Raw genomic sequence first — 19,380 nt, forward strand, 5'->3', positions numbered from 1 at the left:
GCGCCGGAGGCTAGCGTGAGCCGGTGAGTCTTAGCCGATCTCCCCGTGCGGTCGCCGTGACGAGCGTGGTCCTCGTGGTGGGCGTGCTGACCGCCGTGTCGCTGTGGGGACGGACGGGCGGGTTCCCGCTGTGGCTGGACGTCGCGGCGGCGGTGGCGAGCCTGGCCGCCGCGACCGCCCAGGTGTGGTGGCCGGTCCCCGGAGCGCTCGCCGCGACCCTCCTCGCCGTTGCCTGCCCGGTCGCCACGCCGGCGGCGACGATGGGGGCGCTGCAGGTCGCGCAGCGCAGGCGGTTCCCCGTCGCGGTGGCCGTGGCGGCGGCGGGCATCGCGGCCCACGTGCTCCGCGGGTTCTGGCGGCCCGACTCCGGGATCTCCCTCGGCTGGTGGCTGCTGCTGGTCTGCGTCGCGTACGGCGCGCTGCTCGGCTGGGGCGCGCTGGCCCGCGCCCGCCGCGCGCTGCTCGTCTCGCTGTGCGAGCGCGCCGAGCGTGCCGAGGCCGAGCAGGGCAGGCTGGTCGCCGAGGCCCGCATGACCGAACGGCGCACGCTCGCCCGGGAGATGCACGACGTGCTGGCTCACCGGCTTTCGCTGGTCGCCACCTACGCCGGGGCGCTGGAGTACCGCCCGGACTCCTCCCCCGAGCAGCTCGCCCGGGCCGCCGGGGTGGTGCGTACCGGGGTACACCAGGCGCTGGAGGAGCTACGCCAGGTGATCACCCTGCTGCGCGAGGACGACGACGCGCACGACGACCTGGAGATCCAGCCCACCTTGGCCGACCTGCCCCGCCTGGTCGCCGAGGCCCGCGAGGCGGGGCAGCCGGTACGGCTGCGCGAGGAGGTTCCCGACGTCACCGGCCTCCCGGCGGCCGCCGCCCGTACCGCCTACCGCGTCGCGCAGGAGGGGCTGACGAACGCCCGCAAGCACGCGCCCGGCCTGCCGGTCGACGTGTCGTTCGGCGGTGGCCCCGGCGCCCGGCTGCTGATCGAGCTCCGCAACCCGCTGCCGGAGGTCGGCTCGGACCCGGCCGCGCCGGGCAGCGGTCTCGGCCTGGTCGGGTTGACCGAGCGGGTACGGCTGGCCGGCGGGCGGCTGGATCATCGGATCGTCGACCGGGAGTTCCGGCTCCACGCCTGGCTACCATGGCCCGCGTGATCCGCGTGCTGCTGGTCGACGATGACGCCATGGTCCGCGCCGGGCTCGCGATGATGCTCGACGGAGCCGCCGGGATCACGGTGGTCGGCGAGGCCGCCGACGGCCAGGAGGCCGTCACCGCCACCGACGCCCACGCCCCCGACGTGGTCCTCATGGACCTGCGGATGCCGCGTGTGGACGGCATCGTCGCCACCCGACGGCTGCGGTCCCGCGCCCGTCCCCCGGAAGTGATCGTGCTGACCACCTTCGACACCGACGAGAACATCCTGCACGCGCTGCGCGCGGGCGCCAGCGGGTTCCTGCTCAAGGACACCTCGCCCCCGCAGATCGTGGAGGCGGTCACCCGGGTCGCGGCAGGAGACCCGATCCTGTCCCCGCGCATCACCCGGCGGCTCATGGAGCGCACCATCGTCCAGGCCGGAGCGTACGAGCGGGCCCGCGCCGCACTGGCCGCCCTCACCCCGCGCGAGCACGAGGTGGCCGTCGCGATCGGACGGGGCCGGACGAACGCGGACATCGCCGCGGAGCTGGCCATGGGCATCACGACGGTCAAGGCCCACGTCTCCAGCATCCTCACCAAGCTCGGCCTGGACAACCGCACCCAGATCGCGCTCCTCGCCCACGACGCCGGCCTCGCCTGACACATCCGCTCCGTCCCGGCGCACGGGTGCCGCGGGCGAGCGCCGCCACCGGAGCTCGGCGGCCCTCGCGCCGCCGGGTCTTCGCGGCGGCGACCGCGCCGGGTCGGATCACCCGGGTCCACTCCGGGTCGCGGACTGGGGCACGCAGCACTGCCGCAGCAGGTCGGATCAGCGGATCCGTGTCGGGTCGCGGACTGGGGCACGCGGCGCTGCCGCAGCGGGTCGGGTCAGCGGGTCCACTCCGGGTCACGGCCCAGGTGGCGCAGCAGTGCGGCGGTGGCGTCGTCGCCCGGTCGCGGGTCGAGGGCGGGCGCGAAGGCGAAACCGCGCAGCGGCTCCGCGATCGCCTCGGCCACCGGCAGCAGGCGCTCGGACAGGTCGGCGTGGAGCGGTGAGGGACGGCCGCCGGCCATCGCGATGTCCCAGGCGTGGACGGCCGCGTCGAGCGCGGCGGCGCCGACGGCGAGCTCGGCCCGCAGCGCCCCCTGCGGAAGGGGCGTCGGGACGGCCTGCGCGTCCGGCGTCACGGCGGCGAAGGCCCGCGCCGAGACGTCCAGGGCGCTCTCGAGGAGGTCCTTCGGGTCGCCGGGAGCCTCCGCCGCGGGGTCGAACGGGTTCTCCTCGGGGCCGCCCTCACCGGTGAGCGCGGCAGCGTACGCGCGCTGGTCACCGGCGGCGTGCCGCAGGACCTGCGCGACGTTCCACCGCTCGCAGGGCGTCTTCGCCGGCCAGTCCGCGTCGGCGACCTCGGCGACGGACGCGCGGAGCGCGCTGTGAGCCTGCTCGAGGAGCGACCAGGACGTGGCGGTCATGTGAACCTCCGAGGGTAGGTTTTCGGAACGGATCGTTCCGTTCAAACTCTAACGGAACGGATCCTTCCGTTCAAGATAGAATCGGAGCATGGAGACCAAGAAGCGCGCCCCGCGAGGACGCGAGGCCGAGGCCGCGCGCAACGACCGGACGATCCTCGACGCGGCGCGAACGGTGTTCATCCGCGACCCCGAGGCGCCGATCTCGGCCGTCGCCGAGGAGGCGGGCGTGGGCGTCGGCGCCCTCTACCGGCGCTATTCCGGCAAGGAGGAGCTCCTGCGGACGCTCTGCGAGGACGGCTTGCACCGGTTCATCGCGATCGCGGAGTCGGCGCCGGCCCGCCATGACGATCCGTGGGAGGCGTTCGAGACCTTCGTACGCGAGGTCATCGACTCGGACGTGCACTCCCTGACCGTGCACCTGGCCGGCACGTTCGCCCCTACCCCGGAGCTGCGGAGCCTCGCCGTGCAGGCGTCCACCCTCGCCGCACTGATCCTCGACCGCGCGAAGACCTCCGGCGCCGTACGGGCGGACGTGGACGCCAACGACCTCCCCATGATCTTCGATCAGATCACCGCGATCCGGCTCGGCGACGCCGATCGCACCGCCGCGCTGCGCCGCCGCTACCTGACGCCGCTGCTGGACGCGCTGCGCGCCGACACGCCCACGAGGCCGCTGCCCGGGCCTCCCCCGAGCGACGAGGAGGTCGGAGCGCGGTGGCGGCACACGGGCTCCTCCCCTTCCCTCCGGAAGCGACCTCGCCGGTGACTCTTCGTCAACCAGCAGGGCGATCGACGGGGGGCAGGCCGTTCAAGGGCGAACCGGGACATCTTCGCTGATCAGAGGGGGTGGAATCGGCCAAAAACGGTGGTGCGGGAACGCTTGAACCGGTGACAGCGGGTAGGGGGCGAGGAACGGAGACAATGAACCGAGGAGGCCGTCACGATGACGGACGTATCCAGCGTGGGCCCCCAGCCGGGGGACGACCGCGAGGTGCTGACCAACCGGCAGGGCCACCCGGTCTACGACAACCAGAACCAGCGGACGATCGGCGCCCGCGGCCCGGCGACGTTGGAGAACTACCAGTTTCTGGAGAAGATCAGCCACTTCGACCGCGAGCGCATTCCCGAACGCGTCGTACACGCGCGTGGGACCACGGCGTTCGGCTATTTCGAGGCGTACGGCCGGTTCGGCGATGAGCCGATCAGCGCCTTCACCCGCGCCAAGCTCTTCCAGGAGGCCGGAAAGCGCACTCCGGTGGCGGTGCGGTTCTCGACCGTGATCGGCGGACGGGACTCCTCCGAGTCCGCGCGCGACCCCCGCGGGTTCGCGGTGAAGTTCTACACCGAGGACGGCAACTGGGACCTGGTCGGCAACAACCTGGCGGTGTTCTTCATCCGAGATGCCATCAAGTTCCCCGACGTGATCCACTCACTGAAGCCGGATCCGGTGACGTTCCGGCAGGAGCCCAACCGGATCTTCGACTTCATGTCGCAGACGCCGGAGAGCGTCCACATGCTGGTGAACCTGTTCAGCCCACGCGGAATCCCCGCCGACTACCGGCATATGCAGGGGTTCGGCGTGAACACGTACAAGTGGGTCAACGAGCAAGGCGAGACCTGCCTGGTGAAGTACCACTGGATGCCCAAGCAGGGCGTGCGCAGCATGACCGCCGCCGACGCCGCCGCCGTGCAGGCGCAGGAACTCGGACACGCGACCAAGGATCTGCGGGACGCCATCGAGCGCGGCGAGTACCCGGAGTGGGAGCTCCTCGTGCAGACGATGAGCGACGACGAGCATCCAGAACTGGATTTCGACCCGCTCGACGACACCAAGGTCTGGCCGGAGGAGCGGTTCCCCGCGCGTCCGGTCGGCCGCATGGTGCTCGACGAGTGCGTCGGCAACAACTTCGCCGAGAACGAGCAGATCGCCTTCGGCACCGGAGTCCTCGTCGACGGGCTGGACTTCAGCGACGACAAGATGCTGGTCGGGCGCACGTTCTCCTACAGCGACACGCAGCGCTATCGGGTGGGCCCCAACTATCTGCAGCTTCCGGTCAACCAGCCGAAGCACGGCCGGGTCCACACCAACCAGCGCGACGGCCTGATGACCTACTACGTCGACCAAGGCGGCGAGAATCCGCACGTCAACTACGAGCCGTCGATCAGGGGCGGGCTGCGCGAGGCGCAGTACGCGACCCACGACGAGCAGGGACCGACGATCACCGGCCGGGTCACCCGCAAGCGGATTCCCCGGACCAACGACTATGCGCAGGCGGGCCAGCGCTACCTGCTCATGCACGACTGGGAGCGCGACGATCTCGTGCACAACCTGGTCACGATGCTGTCGCAGTGCGAGCGCCCCATCCAGGAGCGCATGGTCTGGCACTTCCTGCTCGCCGAGGACGACCTGGGCCTGCGGGTGGGCGAGGGCCTGGGCATCGGCCCTGACGACGTCGCCCACCTCGAGCCGCTGGCGAGCCAGGACCTCACCGAGGAGGACCGGGCCCGGCTCGAGAAGCTCGGCCACAACGGCCCGCGAGAGGTCAACGGCCTGAAGATGACGCACTGCATCCCGGACGAACGCGCCGCCAAGGTGAACTGACCGCGCCAGGGGGCCGACGGTTGTGCCGCCCCCCTGGCGCCCAGCGCGGACTCGTCGCCGGCGCGGCCGGTTCCGCGACCCTGTCGACGACGCGCGCGGAGCCGTCACACGGTCATGAACGACGCGACGAACGACCTGCGCAGAGCCGTCACACGGTCACGAACGCGAGGCCCGCGCCGACGGCGACCATGACCGCCAGGACGACGATGACCGTGAGGGTGGCCAGCGGCCTCTTCCGGTGTGGCAGGTGCACGGCCGTGGGCTTCTCGGGCTCCGGCGCCGGGGCGGACGACGACACTGGCGGGCGGCTCGGAGTCGCTCGCGGTGGCGGGGCCACCGGACGCGGGGCGGCCGGCCGGGCGGCGACGGGTCGCACCGGAACGGCCGGTGCGACGGGCGCCGCGGGCGGAGCGGTGTGCGGCGGCGGCGTGGGTCGAGGCGCCCTGGACGGCGGACGAGCGGGCGGAGAGGTCGGCGGAGTCGGTGGCGCCGGTGGTGCCGGAGGCGGAGGCGCCGGAGGCGCGGGGTGCTCACAGGCTCCGATGGCGAGGCGGAGGTCCAGGGCGTGCAGCAGGTCGAGGTCGAGGCAGACCGAGAGGGTCACGGCGAGCAGCGGATGCGGCCCGCCCACCGCGAGAGAGACCGGCCGGGGAGTGCCCGCGGCCACGGAGATCGGCCGGAGCCCGCCCACAGCGACGGTGAGGGGGCCGGGGTCGCGGACGGTCACGGGGAGCAGCCCGGAACCACCGCTCTCGGGCAGCAGCCCGGAACCGCCCGTGGCGAGAAGCGGCCGCGACTTGCCGGTCACCGGCACCGACCCTGATTCGCCGGTCCCGAGTAGCCCGGAACCACCGGTCACCGGAACCCACCCGGATCCACCGGTCGCCGGAACCCGCCCGGACGCACCGGTCACGGACAACGGCCCGGAACCGTCGGTCGCGGGAAGCCGCCCCGGGCCGCCGGTCACGGGAAGCCGACCCGCGGGGTCGGTGCTCGTTGCGGTGAGCCGCTGATCGGCCGGTCGTCCAGGGTAACCGGGTCGGCCGGGGTCGCGATCGGCGTCGTGAGCCTCTGCCGGATCGTGCCGGTGGTGGTGGCGCGGTCCACGCGGGTCGGCCGGATCGTCACTGCCAGGCCGGACGGCGGCTCGCGGCGACGAGCCCGACGGGCGTGCGGGGTCGGTGGCGGACGGGCCGCCGGAGGATGACCTCCGAGAAGCCGGGCCGCCGGAGGGCGGCCGCTGGGAGGCCGGGCCGTCGGGAGAAGAGCCCTGGGAGGCCGAACCGCCGGAGAGCAGGCCTCCGAGCAGGCCCCCGGCGATCGAAGCCTTGGAGAGAGCGCCGTCCGAGGGCTCGGCCGGGGAGACTCGGCGCATCGGGCCGGTGGTGCGCGTCCTGGTGGACCGGGCCCCGTCGTCGGCCAGGGCGGGAGTCGCCATGAGGCCGATGAGGGAGCCCGTGGCCAGGACGCTGATGCCGCGTGCGCGCATGGGTCACCGGCTCTCGGGAATGCGGGGGAACTCCTGCTGCGCCGACGTGAAGGCGTCGGGCTTGACGCGGAGCGCGCCGTTGAAGACGTGCGAGATGTCGAACGCGAGATAGATCCCGACGGCGAGCATCGCGGCCATCGCGGCCGCCGGGATCAGGGCCGTCCCTCGGGGCCGGGCCCCGGCGAGGAACGGGAACGCGGCGGCAAGGACGCCCGTGACGACCGTGAGGGCCAGCAGGCCGGCCGGGGGGCTGGCCTTGGCGTCGACGGCGCGCTGGCCGCGGGCGGCGGACATGTCCCGGATCCGGTCGAGGAGCGTGCTGCGGGCGGTCTCCGCGTTGTTGCCCGAGACCTGGAGGCCGGTGACCTGGGCGCGCAGCGTGTCGAGGCGCGCCCAGCCCTCCTGGCTGAGCCGGCCCTTCTGCATGACCTGCCACTCGTTGTCGACGACGAAGCGCACGTAGTCGCGCAGTGAGGCCTGGATCTGGGCGCCGGCCGGCGACGGCAGCGCCGCGGCGGCCCAGTAGGCGTCGACGATCGCCTGGCTCTCCGTCTGGGTGTTCTGCCGGGCGGAGTCGGCCGTGGTCCATGGGACGACGATCGCGATGGCGAAGACGAGCAGGAAGAGGGAGGACAGCATCGAGCCCGCGTGACCCGCGGTCGTGCTGCCCGGACCCCGGTCGTCGGCGCCGTGGCGCGCCTTCCGGAACAGGAAGGCGGCCGCGAACACGGCTCCGACGGCCGCGGCTACAGCGAGGGTGAACACGAGCATGACCGTCTCCATGGCTTGCCGTTGACGAGACGTGCGTACGCCGACCTGTAGCGCACCGTCACATGACTATCACACTACGTATCTCTTCAGTAGCCACAACGCCTCCTGTCCGGAGGCGGCCAGAAACGGAGAGTGACTTCCACCGGATTGTGCGGATTTGCGAAGGTGCGCGGTCGAGCGCTCTCGTACGCGGTCGGCGGCCTTCGTACGCGGCTCGCTTCTGTCCGCGGTCAGGCGCTCTCGTACGCGGTCAGGCGCCGTCGTCGGCGCGGTTGAGCGCCAGCCAGGCGTGCAGCGCCATCTCCAGGGCGAGCTGCCGATCGGTGTCGTACAGGCGCTCCCCGAACAGCTCCTCGAGTTGGCGGAGTCGGTACCGCACGGTCTGCGGATGGATGTGGAGGCGCTCGGCGGCCTCGTTGGCGTTGAACCCGCGTTGCAGGCAGGCGAGGAGCGTCTCGGCCAGGCGTTCCCGCTGCCCGGGACGGAGGGACTCCAGAGGCGCGAGCCGGCCGGCGGCGACGTTCCGGATGAAGTCCTCGTCACGGAAGATGACGAGTGTCGCCTCATGGTCGCCGCAGCGGATCAGGCCGTCCTGGGGGATGATGCCGCGACGGGCGAGGGCGAGGGCCTCCCTGGCCCACCGGAGCGAGTTCGCGGCGGCGCGGAGCGGGACGGTCGGGCCCACGGCGGTGATCCAGTCGACGTCGATGGCCTCGAGGATCCGGGAGCGTCCCGGGCCGTCGGGGTCGGGCAGCAGCAGGTACGGCTGCGGGCAGTCGGTGTCGACGAGGACGTCCGGCGGGAGCGTCAGCGGGGTGAACTGATCCTGTTTGCGCTCGTGGAGCGCGACGCCCGCGACCGTACGGGGCAGGGCCCAGCCGGCGATCCTGGCGAGCTCCGCGACCTCCTCCGGCGAGGCCGGCGGGTCGGACAGGAGCAGGCCCAGCAGCCTGCGCCTGCGGCGTTCGACCTCGCCGGCGGCCCGGCCGATCGCCTTGAGGTACCCCTGGGAGGCGGCCGCGGCGATCTCGTCGAGGAAGACGAAGATGGCCTCGGCCAGCGGGCCGAGCACGTCGGGAGAATCGCAGTGGTCGGCGATGCGGCGCCAGGCCAGCCGGGCGCCCACTCTCAGGGATCGCTGCAGCCCGTCGAGGCTCCGGCCCTGGCCGGCCTCCCAGGCCCCGATCGTCCGGTACACCGAGGCGATGCTCTCCCAGGGGGCGCGCGGGTTCTCCAGCAGGTCCACGAACTGGCGCAGCGCGCCCTCGACCGCCAGCCGTTGCTGCTGCTGGAAGACGGGGTCCTCCGGCCGGTCGAACTCGGGAACGCGGGTTCCGATCTCGGCGATGACCTCGTCCGCCACCGACCCGACGAGAGGGCGCAACCGGGCGGCCGTGCCACGGGGGACGGCCGGCCATGGCCGGAATTCGGCGTCCTGTCTCCTCACCACGGTCAACACACCCTTCACCGGCCGAGTCGTGCACGAACGGGGGTGGGCTCGGGTCAGCGGTCACCGCCGGTACGGCCGGTGGCGGCCCGGTCGCCGCTCGCCCGGTCGCCGCTCGCCCGGTCATCGCCCGCCGGGTCACCACTCGCCCGCGCGCCGCCCGTCCGGGCGGCGCTCGTCCGGGCGGCGCTCGTCCGGGCGGCGCTCGTCCGGGCGGCGCTCGTCCGGGCGGCGAGCCGGCGTTCGTCCGGCCAGCGGACGTCGCGGACCCAGCCGAGGCGTTCGAACAGCCAGATCAGCCGGGCGCTGGAGTCGAGCTGGCCGCGCAGGACGCCGTGCCGCGCGCAGGTCGGGTCGGCGTGGTGCAGATTGTGCCAGGACTCGCCACCCGACAGCGGAGCGAGCCACCAGACGTTGCCCGACCGGTCGCGGGACCGGAAGGGCCGCTCGCCGCCGACGTGGCAGATCGAGTTGATCGACCAGGTGACGTGGTGGAGCAGGCCGATGCGGACGAGCCCGGCCCAGAAGAAGGCGGACCAGGCGGCGCCGGCGTCCCACGTGCCGGAGCCCCACAGGCCGCCCGCGACGGCGGGACCGGCGAAGGAGAACAGCACGATCAGAGGCTGCCACCGCGCGATCCGGCACAGGTCGGCGTCGGCGAGCAGGTCGGGGACGTAGCGCCGCTGGTTGGTCTTCTCGTTGGCGAACGTCCATCCGACGTGCGCCCAGATCATCCCCTTGACGAGGGCCGGCACGGACTTCCCGAACCGCCAGGGCGAGTGCGGGTCCCCCGGCCGGTCCGAGAACTGGTGGTGACGGCGGTGGTCGGCGGCCCAGGTGATCACGTCGCCCTCGACCGCCATCGTGCCGGCGACGGCGAGCGCGATCTTCAGCGGACGGGCGGGCTTGAACGCCTTGTGGGTGAACAGCCGGTGGTAGCCGATCGTGACGCCGTGGCCCGCGATGACGTACATGACCGCGCCGATCACCAGGTCATGCCATGTCACGCCCCAGCCCCACAGGACGGCGACGGACAGGATCACGGCGACGAAGGGGATCCCCACGAAGATCCCGACGATCACCCGGTCGCCGGCGCCCATCCGCTCGCCCCAGGGAGCGTTCGTGTCGGCCACGACGGCCTGCTCCGTCATCTGACCCTCCTCCTGACATCGCGGTCAGCGGAACGTTACTGGCCAGTATCTGTGTGATCTACGCAACAATCGCACACCTTGGCCGCCTCGTTCCTCACAGAAGTGACAAGGCGGGGGTCCCCACCGCGTCATCGACCATTCCGCCATTCGCCGCGAAGTCCGGCCGACCGGGAGCCGATTTCCCGATCTTTTCTCAGCCGCCTTTCCGGACGATTCCCGATATCTCCGGCCGGAGGTTAGCGACCCTTTACCGATCCGCCAGCGTCCCCGCCCTTGCCGGGCCTTTACCGTGGGCGGCGCGTGGCACGAGAACGGACGACGCAGGGACTTTGAGCTCGGACGGACCTTCGGGGGGACCTATGGACGTACATGAGAACCGATTCGTACGATCGGCGCCGCGAAACGAGGCCGGGCAGCGTCTTCGCGGCGCCATCGGCGGCGATTCCGTCACCCCGCTCATCGGCGTCTTCGACATGTTCTCGGCATCCGTGGCGGCCCGGCACTACGACGGGTTGTTCGTCTCCGGATTCGGGTTCGCCGCCTCCTACTACGGTCTTCCCGACATCGGCTTCATCGCCTGGCCGGACATGGTGGGCTTCGTCCAACGACTCCGGCTCGCCTTTCCCCGGCACCACCTGCTCGTCGACATCGACGACGGCTACGTCGACCCGGAGGTGGCCTGCCACGTCGTCGAGCACCTGGAGGCCATCGGTGCCTCAGGGGTGGTCATCGAGGACCAGGAGCGCCCGCGGCGCTGCGGCCACGTCGACGGCAAGCGGATCCTGCCGCTCGAGGAGTACCTGGAGAAGCTGCGGCTGGTCCTGCGGACCCGGCGGGACCTCGTCGTGGTCGCCCGGACCGACGCGACCGACGAACGCGAGATCGTGCGGCGCGCCGAGGCCCTGGCCGCCACGGACGCCGACGTCATCCTCGTGGACGGCGTGCGCAGCGCCGCGTGGATCCGCAAGGTCCACGCCGTGACCGGTGGCAAGCCGCTGCTGTTCAACCAGATCGCCGGGGGCAGGTCCCCGCGGTTCTCGCTGTCCGACCTGGCGGCCCTGGGCGTCGGCGTCGCCATCTACAGCACGCCGTGCCTGTTCGCCGCGCAGGCGGCGATGGACCGGGCGCTGGCCCGCCTGAAGGAGGAGGACGGCCGGTTGCCGCAGGTCGCGGACGGCACGGTCGGCGTCGCCGACTGCCTCGCCCTCCTGGAGCGCAACCTCAGCCGGCACCACCCACGAGCCCACGGCTGACCCCTTCGCCTCCGCCCACGAGCCCACGGCTGACCCCTTCGCCTCCGCCCACGAGCCCACGACCGGCCCTTCGCTCCCCCACCCGCGGCTGACGCCCGGTCCCCTCGCCCCCTGCGGCCCACGGCTCATCCGCTCGCCCCATCCGCCAGCCCATGACCGGCCCCGTCGCCGCCCACCACGAGCCCGCGGTCGGGCCGTTCGCGCCGCCGGTTCCGGGCCCGGCGCCCCGCTTCCGTGAACTCCATCTGCTCAGGACTGTTGGCGACTCCGTGTTCATTAGTGCATGATGCAAGCACGAAACGCTCAAGAACGAGCAAACGCGGAGGCGGGATTGGCGCAGCAACACGTACTGGCCGAGATCGAGAGTCAGCCTTCCTGCTGGCGGCGGGCGGCCGACCGGCTGGCCGACGTACGGGATGTCCTACCCCGTGACGGCGAGCGGGTCGCGGTGTTCGGTTGCGGCACGTCCCTGTACATGGCCAGGGCGTACGCGGGGCTGCGCGAGAGCCGGGGCCTGGGCGTCACGGACGCCTTCCCCGCCTCGGAGCTCCCCTTCGGCCGCGACTACGACCGGTATATCGCCATCAGCCGGTCCGGCACGACCACCGAGGTCCTGGAGGCGGTGGAGCGCCTGCCGAACGTCACGGCGATCACCGCGATCAATGACGCTCCGTTCGCCGCCGGCACCCGGCAGATCGTGCTCGACTTCGCCGACGAGAAGTCGGTGGTGCAGACGCGCTTCGCCACGACCGCGCTGGCGCTGCTGCGCGCCTCCATCGGCGACGCGGTGCCCGCGGACGACGCCGAGCGGGCGCTGGCCGAGCCGCTGGACCCCGCCTGGCTGGCCGCCGAGCAGATCACCTTCCTCGGCCGCGGCTGGACGAACGGCCTGGCGGACGAGGCGGCGCTGAAGGCCCGCGAGGCCGCGCAGCTGTGGACCGAGTCGTACCCGGCGATGGAGTACCGCCACGGCCCGATCAGCATCGCCCAGCCGGGCCGTCTGACCTGGATGTTCGGCACCGCTCCCGAAGGTCTCGCCGAGGACGTCGCCGCGACCGGCGCGACGTTCGTTACCAGCGACCTCGATCCGCTCGCGCACCTGATCGTGGCGCAGCGGGTGGCGGTCGCGCAGTCCGAGGCGAAGGGACTCGACGCCGACCGCCCGCGGTCGCTGACCCGTTCGGTCGTGCTGAAGTGATCGTCGCTCTCGACGTCGGCGGCACGTCGATGAAGGGAGCGGTCCTCTCCCCCGGGCTCGACCGGGTCGCCGCCGCCCGCCGGCCCACGCCGCAGGGCGAGGCCGCGGTGGACGCCGTGCTCGAGACCGTCGACGAGCTGGTCGAGCGGGCGGGCACCGCGCAGGCCGTCGGCCTCGCCGTGCCGGGCATCGTCGACGACGAACGCGGCGTCGCCGTCTGGTCGGAGAACATCGGCTGGAACGACGTCCCGTTCCGCGACCTGATCGCCGAGCGCACCGGCCTGCCGGTCGCGGTCGGCCACGACGTACGCGCCGGGGGCACCGCCGAGATACGGCTCGGCGCCGCTCAGGGCACCCGCAACTCGCTGATCATCCCGATCGGCACCGGCATCGCGGCGGCGATGGTGATCGACGGGCACCTGTGCGTCGGCAACGGCTACGCCGGGGAGATCGGGCACATGTCCGTCGGCGTGGACGAGCCGTGCGTCTGCGGCGGCACCGGCTGCCTGGAGGCCGTCGCCTCCGCCGCGGGGGTCGCCCGCCGCTACGCCCGCCGTACGGGCCGGGAGGCGACCGCCGGCGAGGTCGCGGCGCTGGTGAGCGAGGGCGACGCCGACGCGGCGGCGATCTGGGACGAGACGATCGTGTTCCTCGGCACCGCCCTGGCCGCCGCGACCGCGCTGCTGGCGCCCGAGGTGATCGTCATCGGCGGTGGCCTGTCGCGGGCGGGCGACCTCCTGCTCGGCCCGCTCGCCGACGACCTCGCCGGGCGGCTCACCTTCCACCGCAAGCCGCGCCTGACGATCGCGTCATTCGGCGACGAGGCCGGGTGTGTGGGCGCCGGACTCTGGGCACGCGACCTATTGGAGCGACGATGACGGTGCTGAGCGCGGACAAGGTCGTCACCCCCGGCGGAGTCCTCGAACCCGGATGGGTCGGCGTCGAGGGCGGCCGGATCACGCACGTCGAACAGGGTCTCCCGGAGCGCGCCGACCGGCACGCCCACGTGATCGTCCCCGGCTTCGTGGACATCCACTGCCACGGGGGCGGCGGGGCGTCGTTCGACTCGGCCGACCCGGAGGAGTGCGTACGGGCGGCGGCGTTCCACCGGGAGCACGGCACGACGACGCTGGTCGCGAGCCTCGTGACCGCGTCGCCCGCCGACCTGGAGCGCCGGGCGTCCGTACTGGCGGAGCTCGCCGACGACGGCGTCGTGGCGGGGATCCACTACGAGGGGCCGTTCCTGTCCGCCGCCCGCAAGGGCGCGCACAATCCGACGCTGCTGCGCGACCCCGACCCCGCGACCGTGGAGCGGCTGCTCAAGGTGCCGAACGTCCGCATGATGACGCTCGCGCCCGAACTCGACGGCGGTCTGGACGCGGTGCGCCGGGTCCGCGACGCGGGGGCCCTGCCCGCCGTGGGGCACACCGACGCGACGTACGAGGTGGCGGTCGAGGCGACGCGGGCGGGCGCGCGGGTCGCCACCCACCTGTTCAACGGGATGCGCCCGCTGCACCACCGCGAGCCGGGGCCGATCCTCGCGCTGCTGGAGGCGCCGGAAATCGTCGTCGAGGTCATCGGCGACGGCGTGCACCTGCACCCCGCGATCGTGGCGCACGTCGCGCGGGTCGCGGGCGGCGCGCGGACCGCGCTGGTCACCGACTCCCTCGCGGCGGCGGGCATGTCCGACGGGGAGTACACCCTCGGCGGGCTCGACGTCGAGGTACGCGACGGCGTGGCCCGCCTGGCCGAGGGCGGTTCGATCGCCGGCAGCACGGCGACGACGGCGGCGGTCTTCCGCCAGACGGTGCTGGCGTCCGGCGTCGCGCTGGAGGAGGCCGTGCGCCTCTCCGCGACGACCCCGGCCGCGCTGCTCGGCCTCACCGACCGTGGCGCGATCGCCCCCGGGCTCCGCGCCGACCTGGTGCTGCTGGACGAGGACCTGCGCGTGCAGGACGTGATGTCCGCGTGATCGTCACGGTCACGCCCAACCTCGCGCTCGACGTCACGTACGAGGTGCCGGAGCTGCGGCCGGGAGGCGCCCACCGGGTCCAGGCCGTGCACGCCCGCGCGGGCGGCAAGGGCGTGAACGTCGCCCGCGTGCTGCGGTCGCTCGGCCACGACGTCCTCGTCCTCGGCCTGGCCGGCGGGGCGACGGGCGACGCCGTCCGCGCCGACCTCGACGCCGCCGGGCTGGCGCACGACCTGGTCCCCATCGCCGGGGAGACCCGCCGTACGGTCACGGTCGTGGCCGGCGGCGACGCGACCCTCCTCAACGAGCCCGGTCCGGTCGTCGCGCCGGAGGAGTGGGCGGCCCTGGAGGCGCGGATCCCCGACGCTGACGTCGTCGTCATCTCCGGCAGCCTGCCGCCGGGCGTGCCGGCGGACGCCGTCGCCCGGCTCGCCCGCCGCGACGTGCCCGTCATCGTCGACACGTCCGGGGAGGCGCTGCGGCACGCCGCGCCGTACGCCTGGGCCGTCAAGCCGAACGCCGCCGAACTCGCCGAGCTCACCGGCACGGACGACCCCGTGGCCGGGGCCCGCGCGCTGGGGGCCCGCGCCGTCGTCGTCTCGCTCGGCGCCGAGGGTCTCATGGCCGTCACCGGCGACGAGGTCCACCGCGTGCCCCCGCCGCGGGTGGTCAGCGGCAATCCGACCGGCGCGGGCGACTCGGTCGTCGCCGCGCTCGCCGCCGGCGTCGGAGCTCCGTGGCCCGACCTGCTCAAGGACGCCGCCGCCCTGTCGGCCGCGGCCGTGCTCTCCCCCGTCGCGGGGTCCTACGATCCCGCCGCCTACGAAGGATTCCGCAGATGCCTCTCGTCTCCGCAGGAGAGTTCGTCGTCGCCGGAGAGGGCGTCGGCGCGTTCAACGTCATCCAGCTCGAACACGCCGAGGCGCTGATCGCCGGGGCCGAGGCGGCGAACCGCCCGGTCATCCTGCAGATCAGTGAGAACGCCGTGCGCTACCACGCGGCGCTCGAGCCGATCGCGGTCGCCTGCCTCGCCGCCGCGCGCGCCGCCAAGGTCCCCGTCGCGGTGCACCTGGACCACGCGACCTCCCCCGAGCTCGTACGGGAGGCGGTCGGGCTGGGCCTGGGCTCGGTGATGTTCGACGCGTCCGCGCTCGACTACGACGCGAACGTCGCCGCGACCGCCGAGACGACCGCCTACTGCCACGACCACGGCGTGTGGGTCGAGGCCGAGCTCGGCGAGGTCGGCGGCAAGGACGGCGTGCACGCGCCCGGCGCGCGCACCGACCCGGAGGAGGCGGCCCGCTTCGTCGCGGCGACCGGCGTGGACGCGCTCGCGGTCGCGGTCGGCACCTCCCACGCGATGACGGACCGTACGGCGACGGTGGACCTCGACCTCATCGCGCGGCTGCGCGACGCCGTGCCCGTGCCGCTCGTCCTGCACGGGTCCTCCGGCGTGCCCGACGCCGACCTGACACGTGCCGTCCGGGCGGGCATCGTCAAGGTGAACATCGCCACACACCTCAACAAGGTTTTCACCGACGCGATGCGGGCATATCTGGCCGACCATCCGACGGTTGTGGACACCCGGAAATATCTGGCGCCAGGGCGTGACGCCGTGGCGCGTGAGGTGGCGCGGTTGATCGGCACGGTGCTCACCAGGGGCTGACGGGCTCTTTATCCTCCGTGGCTTAGGATCGTCAAGCCCTCGGACGCCGGGCATGCCGATCGATGCAGCTGCGACCCTACGGTAAGTTCGAGGGTTCACGCAGGTCACGGGGGACTAGTGAGTGAGAAGGACGCCGGTGTCGAAGCCGGCGAATTCGCGATGCAGCCAGGGTCGGCGCCAACTTCGGAGCCGTCCGGCGCGTCCAACAATGGAGGCGCCGGCGGGCCCGAGGCCACGGCAGGACCGGAAGACGCGGCCGATCCGCACGGCGCCGCCGTACCGGCGCAAGCCGCCGAGTCGGGAGCCGCTGATCGCCATGACGCCACTCGACCCGCCATCCCACCGCCCGCGCGACCAACGACGGAGAGCCTGCCGCCGGTCGTGTTCGACGAGAGCCCGTCGACCGTGACCGCCGTGCACGCCCTTCCCGAGGGCGAGAAGTCCGAGCCGCCGAAGAAACAGAAGAAGCCGAAGAAGCAGCGGAGCCGGCGGGCGAAGTGGGTGCGGCGCGCCACGTACGTCCTCGGCGTGCTGATCCTGCTGCCCGTCGCCGCCTTCATCGTCGCCTACCTGTTGACGCCCGTCCCGAGCTCCGCGCAGCCGCAGGCCGTGAAGGAGGCGTCCGTCTTCTACTACAGCGACGGCAGCGTCCTCCTCCGTACGGGCACCAACCGGCAGCCGGTGCCGCTGTCGCAGGTGCCGAAGCAGGTGCGCGACGCCGTGATCTCGGCGGAGAACCGCAGCTTCTACAGCGACCCCGGCGTGTCCTTCAAGGGCACGGCGCGGGCGTTCTGGGCCACCGCGACCGGCGGGTCGCTGCAGGGCGGGTCCACCATCACCCAGCAGATGGTCCGCAACTACTACAGCGGCCTCAGCCAGCAGCGCACCGCGTCGCGGAAGCTGAAAGAGATCATGATCGCGCTCAAGGTCGGGCGCGAGAAGGACAAGAGCTGGATCCTCCAGCAGTACCTCAACACCATCTACTTCGGCCGCGGCGCGTACAGCATCGAGTCGGCCGCGCAGGCGTACTTCGGCAAGGACGTCCAGAACCTCACGCCGGCCGAGGGCGCGTACCTCGCGGCGGCCATCCAGGTGCCGACCTACGCCGGTGACCTGTCGGTGCCCGGCGCCCAGCAGTACATGCAGGCGCGCTGGAAGTACGTCGTCGACGGCATGGTGCAGATGAAGAGCATCACGCCGCAGCAGGCGGCCGCGTTGCGCTTCCCCACGCCGGTCAAGTCGAAGGTGAAGGACACCTACGGCGGCCAGAAGGGGTACGTGTACGAGCTCGTCAAGGCCGAGCTGAAGCGCATGGGCTACACCGACGACCAGATCGCCAAGGGCGGCCTGAAGGTCCGCACGACGTTCGACAAGAGCCTGATGGCCGACGCCAAGAAGGCCGTCGAGAACGCCATGCCCTCGGGCGTCTCCAAGAAGGTCATGGCGGGCCTGGTGTCGGTCGACCCGTCGACCGGTGAGATCAACGCGTTCTACGGCGGCAAGAACTACCTCGACCAGGCGTTCAACTCCGCCTTCGACGCCAAGGTGCAGCCGGGGTCGGGGTTCAAGCCGTACGTCCTGGCGGCGGCGCTGAACGACGGGATGTCGCTGGACGACTACGTCGACGGCAGCAACGGCCAGACCTTCGACGGCACCACGATCCATAACGACAACGACGAGGACTTCGGCATGGTGAACCTCGTCACCGCGACCGAGAACTCCATCAACACCGCCTACATCAACATCGCCCAGAAGATCGGGAACGACAAGGTGACGAAGATGGCGGAGAAGCTCGGCATTCCCGAGTCGCAGCTGACCGCCAACGGCGCGAACACCGCCGTCACGTTCCCGCTGGGCGTCATCGACGTCAGCGTCGAGCAGCAGGCCGCCGCGTACGCCGCGTTCGCGTCCGAGGGCGTCTACCACGCCCCGCACGTCATCCGCTGGGTGACCGACCGGGACGGCAAGAAGCGCGTCGAGCCGACCGACGGCACGCGGGTCTTCTCCAAGCAGGTCGCCCGCGACGCGACGTACGCCATGCAGAAGGTCGTCGACAACGGCACCGGCACGAACGCCGCGCTGCCCGACCGGAACGCCGCCGGCAAGACCGGCACCACCTCCAGCGGCCACCAGGTCTGGTTCAACGGGTTCATCCCGCAGCTGGCGGCCTCGGTCGCCGTCTTCCGTACCGACAACAAGGCGCTGAGCCTGCCCGGCTACTCCGTGTACGGCGGCGACCTGCCGGCCAAGATCTGGCACGACTACCTCGTCCAGGCCGACGAGAACATGCCGGTGAAGTCGTTCGGCGACCCGTCGGTGAACCTCGACCAGCCGCAGTGGCCGACGTACGCGCCCGTCCAGCCGCGGCTGCCGCAGCCCACCTACTCGCGGCCCCGGACGACCGCGCCGTCGCAGCCGTCCGTCCCGACGCCGCCGAGCCGCCCGACGCGCCCGCCGACGGGTGGCCCGCCCACCGGCGGGCCGCCGACCGGCCAGCCCACGGGCCGCGCGTACGAGGGCGGCGACCCGAACTCGATGTAGGCCCGGCCGTACGGGACGCCCGCGGCCCGTCCTCGCCGGACACCGTCCTCGCCGAACCGGTCCGAGCGCCTCCTGAGGCGCTCGGACCGGTTCTTCAGTGACAGGCCTTGGCCAGGGCGGCGGGCTGCCGCTGAACGGCGGTCTGCATGGCGGAGATGTCGCGCGGGCTCATGTTCGTGCTGATGCCGCGCCACTCGGTCGCCATGCCCTGCAGCGTGCGGCCCAGCTTGTGGTCGTCGGACTCGCGGCCGAGCGCGTCGAACCGGGTGGCGAGGGTCGCCGCCGCCTGCTTCCACTGGGTGATGTCGTCCGGTGAGATCCGGTTCAGCGTCGCGTTGTAGTTCCCGACCGCCTTGACGGCGTCCTTGCAGACCCGGCCCTTGTTCGTCCCGACGGCGCAGCCGGCCGCGCACACCGCCACCAGCGCGACCCCGACCGGCAGCCGCCATCCACTCCGCATCAGCCCCGCTCCTCTCGATGGTTCCCTGCCGGTATTAGACGCACAGAACCGGTCACATGATCGCGAATAGGCAGCAGCCGGACGGTGCCTTATAATCGCGATCAGGTCACGAGTGCCAGCGCTAAGCCCCGGCTTGCTGGCCGGCAACCCTCCGTCCGTGGCGGGGTGCCCCGGGTGATGACAAGGTCCGGCACGACCGTGCCGGACAAGCGCGGACCCCTCT

18 protein-coding genes and 1 riboswitch are annotated in these 19,380 nt (G+C 72.5%); of the genes, 11 read left to right on the plus strand and 7 right to left on the minus strand.

What is annotated here, in order from left to right:
- Positions 1-23: 23 nt before the first annotated feature.
- Positions 24-1,154 (plus strand): sensor histidine kinase, encoded by a 1,131-nt coding sequence (locus NE234_RS45630; protein WP_252785551.1) that lies wholly within the window; start codon positions 24-26, stop codon positions 1,152-1,154.
- The gene (locus NE234_RS36680) at positions 1,142-1,795 is read left to right on the plus strand and encodes a response regulator transcription factor (protein ID WP_252785552.1); all 654 of its coding nucleotides are present in this window, start codon (positions 1,142-1,144) and stop codon (positions 1,793-1,795) included. The genes NE234_RS45630 and NE234_RS36680 overlap by 13 nt, the downstream gene beginning before the upstream one ends.
- Before the next feature lie 227 nt (positions 1,796-2,022).
- Here NE234_RS36680 and NE234_RS36685 read toward each other — a convergent pair whose 3' ends face one another.
- On the minus strand, positions 2,023-2,607 hold the full coding sequence (locus NE234_RS36685) for a TIGR03086 family metal-binding protein (RefSeq protein WP_252785553.1): 585 nt from the start codon (positions 2,605-2,607) through the stop codon (positions 2,023-2,025).
- Positions 2,608-2,695: 88 nt separating this feature from the next.
- On the opposite strand from NE234_RS36685, the gene NE234_RS36690 reads away from it, so the two are divergent.
- Both NE234_RS36690 and NE234_RS36695 read left to right on the plus strand, forming a co-directional pair.
- Entirely contained in the window at positions 2,696-3,373 is a 678-nt protein-coding gene (locus NE234_RS36690; RefSeq protein ID WP_252785554.1) for a TetR/AcrR family transcriptional regulator, read from the plus strand.
- Positions 3,374-3,550: 177 nt separating this feature from the next.
- Positions 3,551-5,209, plus strand: coding sequence for a catalase (locus tag NE234_RS36695; RefSeq protein ID WP_252785555.1), 1,659 nt, complete (start codon positions 3,551-3,553; stop codon positions 5,207-5,209).
- Positions 5,210-5,357: 148 nt separating this feature from the next.
- Here NE234_RS36695 and NE234_RS36700 read toward each other — a convergent pair whose 3' ends face one another.
- The 5 genes from NE234_RS36700 to NE234_RS36720 form a co-directional block, all read right to left on the minus strand.
- Positions 5,358-6,017 carry a hypothetical protein gene (locus NE234_RS36700; protein ID WP_252785556.1) on the minus strand — a complete coding sequence of 220 codons (660 nt, stop codon included), beginning with the start codon at positions 6,015-6,017 and terminating at the stop codon, positions 5,358-5,360.
- A 155-nt stretch (positions 6,018-6,172) separates the two neighbouring features.
- Positions 6,173-6,316, minus strand: a complete 144-nt coding sequence (locus NE234_RS36705) for a hypothetical protein (protein ID WP_252785557.1) — start codon at positions 6,314-6,316, stop codon at positions 6,173-6,175.
- Positions 6,317-6,701: 385 nt separating this feature from the next.
- Entirely contained in the window at positions 6,702-7,469 is a 768-nt protein-coding gene (locus NE234_RS36710) for a bestrophin-like domain (protein WP_252785558.1), read from the minus strand.
- 250 nt (positions 7,470-7,719) lie between these two features.
- Positions 7,720-8,832 carry a PucR family transcriptional regulator gene (locus tag NE234_RS36715; RefSeq protein ID WP_252785559.1) on the minus strand — a complete coding sequence of 371 codons (1,113 nt, stop codon included), beginning with the start codon at positions 8,830-8,832 and terminating at the stop codon, positions 7,720-7,722.
- A gap of 140 nt (positions 8,833-8,972) precedes the next feature.
- A complete protein-coding gene (locus NE234_RS36720; RefSeq protein ID WP_308206969.1) occupies positions 8,973-10,067 on the minus strand; it encodes an acyl-CoA desaturase in 1,095 nt (364 codons plus the stop codon).
- A 359-nt stretch (positions 10,068-10,426) separates the two neighbouring features.
- On the opposite strand from NE234_RS36720, the gene NE234_RS36725 reads away from it, so the two are divergent.
- From NE234_RS36725 to NE234_RS36755, 7 genes are all read left to right on the plus strand, one after another.
- Positions 10,427-11,320 carry an isocitrate lyase/PEP mutase family protein gene (locus tag NE234_RS36725; protein ID WP_252785560.1) on the plus strand — a complete coding sequence of 298 codons (894 nt, stop codon included), beginning with the start codon at positions 10,427-10,429 and terminating at the stop codon, positions 11,318-11,320.
- Between the two features lie 331 nt (positions 11,321-11,651).
- A complete protein-coding gene (locus NE234_RS36730; RefSeq protein ID WP_252785561.1) occupies positions 11,652-12,518 on the plus strand; it encodes an SIS domain-containing protein in 867 nt (288 codons plus the stop codon).
- A complete protein-coding gene (locus NE234_RS36735) occupies positions 12,515-13,396 on the plus strand; it encodes an ROK family protein (protein ID WP_252785562.1) in 882 nt (293 codons plus the stop codon). The genes NE234_RS36730 and NE234_RS36735 overlap by 4 nt, the downstream gene beginning before the upstream one ends.
- Positions 13,393-14,490 (plus strand): N-acetylglucosamine-6-phosphate deacetylase, encoded by a 1,098-nt coding sequence (nagA, locus tag NE234_RS36740; RefSeq protein WP_252785563.1) that lies wholly within the window; start codon positions 13,393-13,395, stop codon positions 14,488-14,490. The genes NE234_RS36735 and nagA overlap by 4 nt, the downstream gene beginning before the upstream one ends.
- On the plus strand, positions 14,487-15,419 hold the full coding sequence (locus NE234_RS36745; protein ID WP_252785564.1) for a 1-phosphofructokinase family hexose kinase: 933 nt from the start codon (positions 14,487-14,489) through the stop codon (positions 15,417-15,419). The genes nagA and NE234_RS36745 overlap by 4 nt, the downstream gene beginning before the upstream one ends.
- A complete protein-coding gene (locus NE234_RS36750) occupies positions 15,329-16,156 on the plus strand; it encodes a class II fructose-bisphosphate aldolase (RefSeq protein ID WP_252785565.1) in 828 nt (275 codons plus the stop codon). The genes NE234_RS36745 and NE234_RS36750 overlap by 91 nt, the downstream gene beginning before the upstream one ends.
- A gap of 381 nt (positions 16,157-16,537) precedes the next feature.
- Positions 16,538-18,697, plus strand: coding sequence for a transglycosylase domain-containing protein (locus tag NE234_RS36755; RefSeq protein WP_252785566.1), 2,160 nt, complete (start codon positions 16,538-16,540; stop codon positions 18,695-18,697).
- A 94-nt stretch (positions 18,698-18,791) separates the two neighbouring features.
- Here the strand turns inward: NE234_RS36755 and NE234_RS36760 are convergent, their stop codons facing one another.
- Positions 18,792-19,157: a hypothetical protein gene (locus NE234_RS36760; protein ID WP_252785567.1), complete on the minus strand. Its 366-nt coding sequence runs from the start codon at positions 19,155-19,157 to the stop codon at positions 18,792-18,794.
- A 104-nt stretch (positions 19,158-19,261) separates the two neighbouring features.
- A riboswitch (SAM riboswitch) is annotated at positions 19,262-19,375 on the plus strand.
- The last annotated feature ends 5 nt before the right edge of the window (positions 19,376-19,380 follow it).

Source organism: Actinoallomurus rhizosphaericola, assembly GCF_024055675.1.
In the GTDB taxonomy this organism is placed as follows: Bacteria; Actinomycetota; Actinomycetes; order Streptosporangiales; family Streptosporangiaceae; genus Actinoallomurus; species Actinoallomurus soli.

Bases quoted from the DNA above. Each gene is read 5' to 3' on its own strand.
- NE234_RS36750 (WP_252785565.1), top strand. From the start codon at position 15,329: ATGCCTCTCGTCTCCGCAGGAGAGTTCGTCGTCGCCGGAGAGGGCGTC.
- NE234_RS36685 (WP_252785553.1), bottom strand. From the start codon at position 2,607: ATGACCGCCACGTCCTGGTCGCTCCTCGAGCAGGCTCACAGCGCGCTC.
- NE234_RS36690 (WP_252785554.1), top strand. From the start codon at position 2,696: ATGGAGACCAAGAAGCGCGCCCCGCGAGGACGCGAGGCCGAGGCCGCG.
- NE234_RS36725 (WP_252785560.1), top strand. From the start codon at position 10,427: ATGGACGTACATGAGAACCGATTCGTACGATCGGCGCCGCGAAACGAG.
- NE234_RS36695 (WP_252785555.1), top strand. From the start codon at position 3,551: ATGACGGACGTATCCAGCGTGGGCCCCCAGCCGGGGGACGACCGCGAG.
- NE234_RS36760 (WP_252785567.1), bottom strand. From the start codon at position 19,157: ATGCGGAGTGGATGGCGGCTGCCGGTCGGGGTCGCGCTGGTGGCGGTG.
- NE234_RS36720 (WP_308206969.1), bottom strand. From the start codon at position 10,067: ATGACGGAGCAGGCCGTCGTGGCCGACACGAACGCTCCCTGGGGCGAG.
- NE234_RS36710 (WP_252785558.1), bottom strand. From the start codon at position 7,469: ATGCTCGTGTTCACCCTCGCTGTAGCCGCGGCCGTCGGAGCCGTGTTC.
- nagA (WP_252785563.1), top strand. From the start codon at position 13,393: ATGACGGTGCTGAGCGCGGACAAGGTCGTCACCCCCGGCGGAGTCCTC.
- NE234_RS36680 (WP_252785552.1), top strand. From the start codon at position 1,142: ATGGCCCGCGTGATCCGCGTGCTGCTGGTCGACGATGACGCCATGGTC.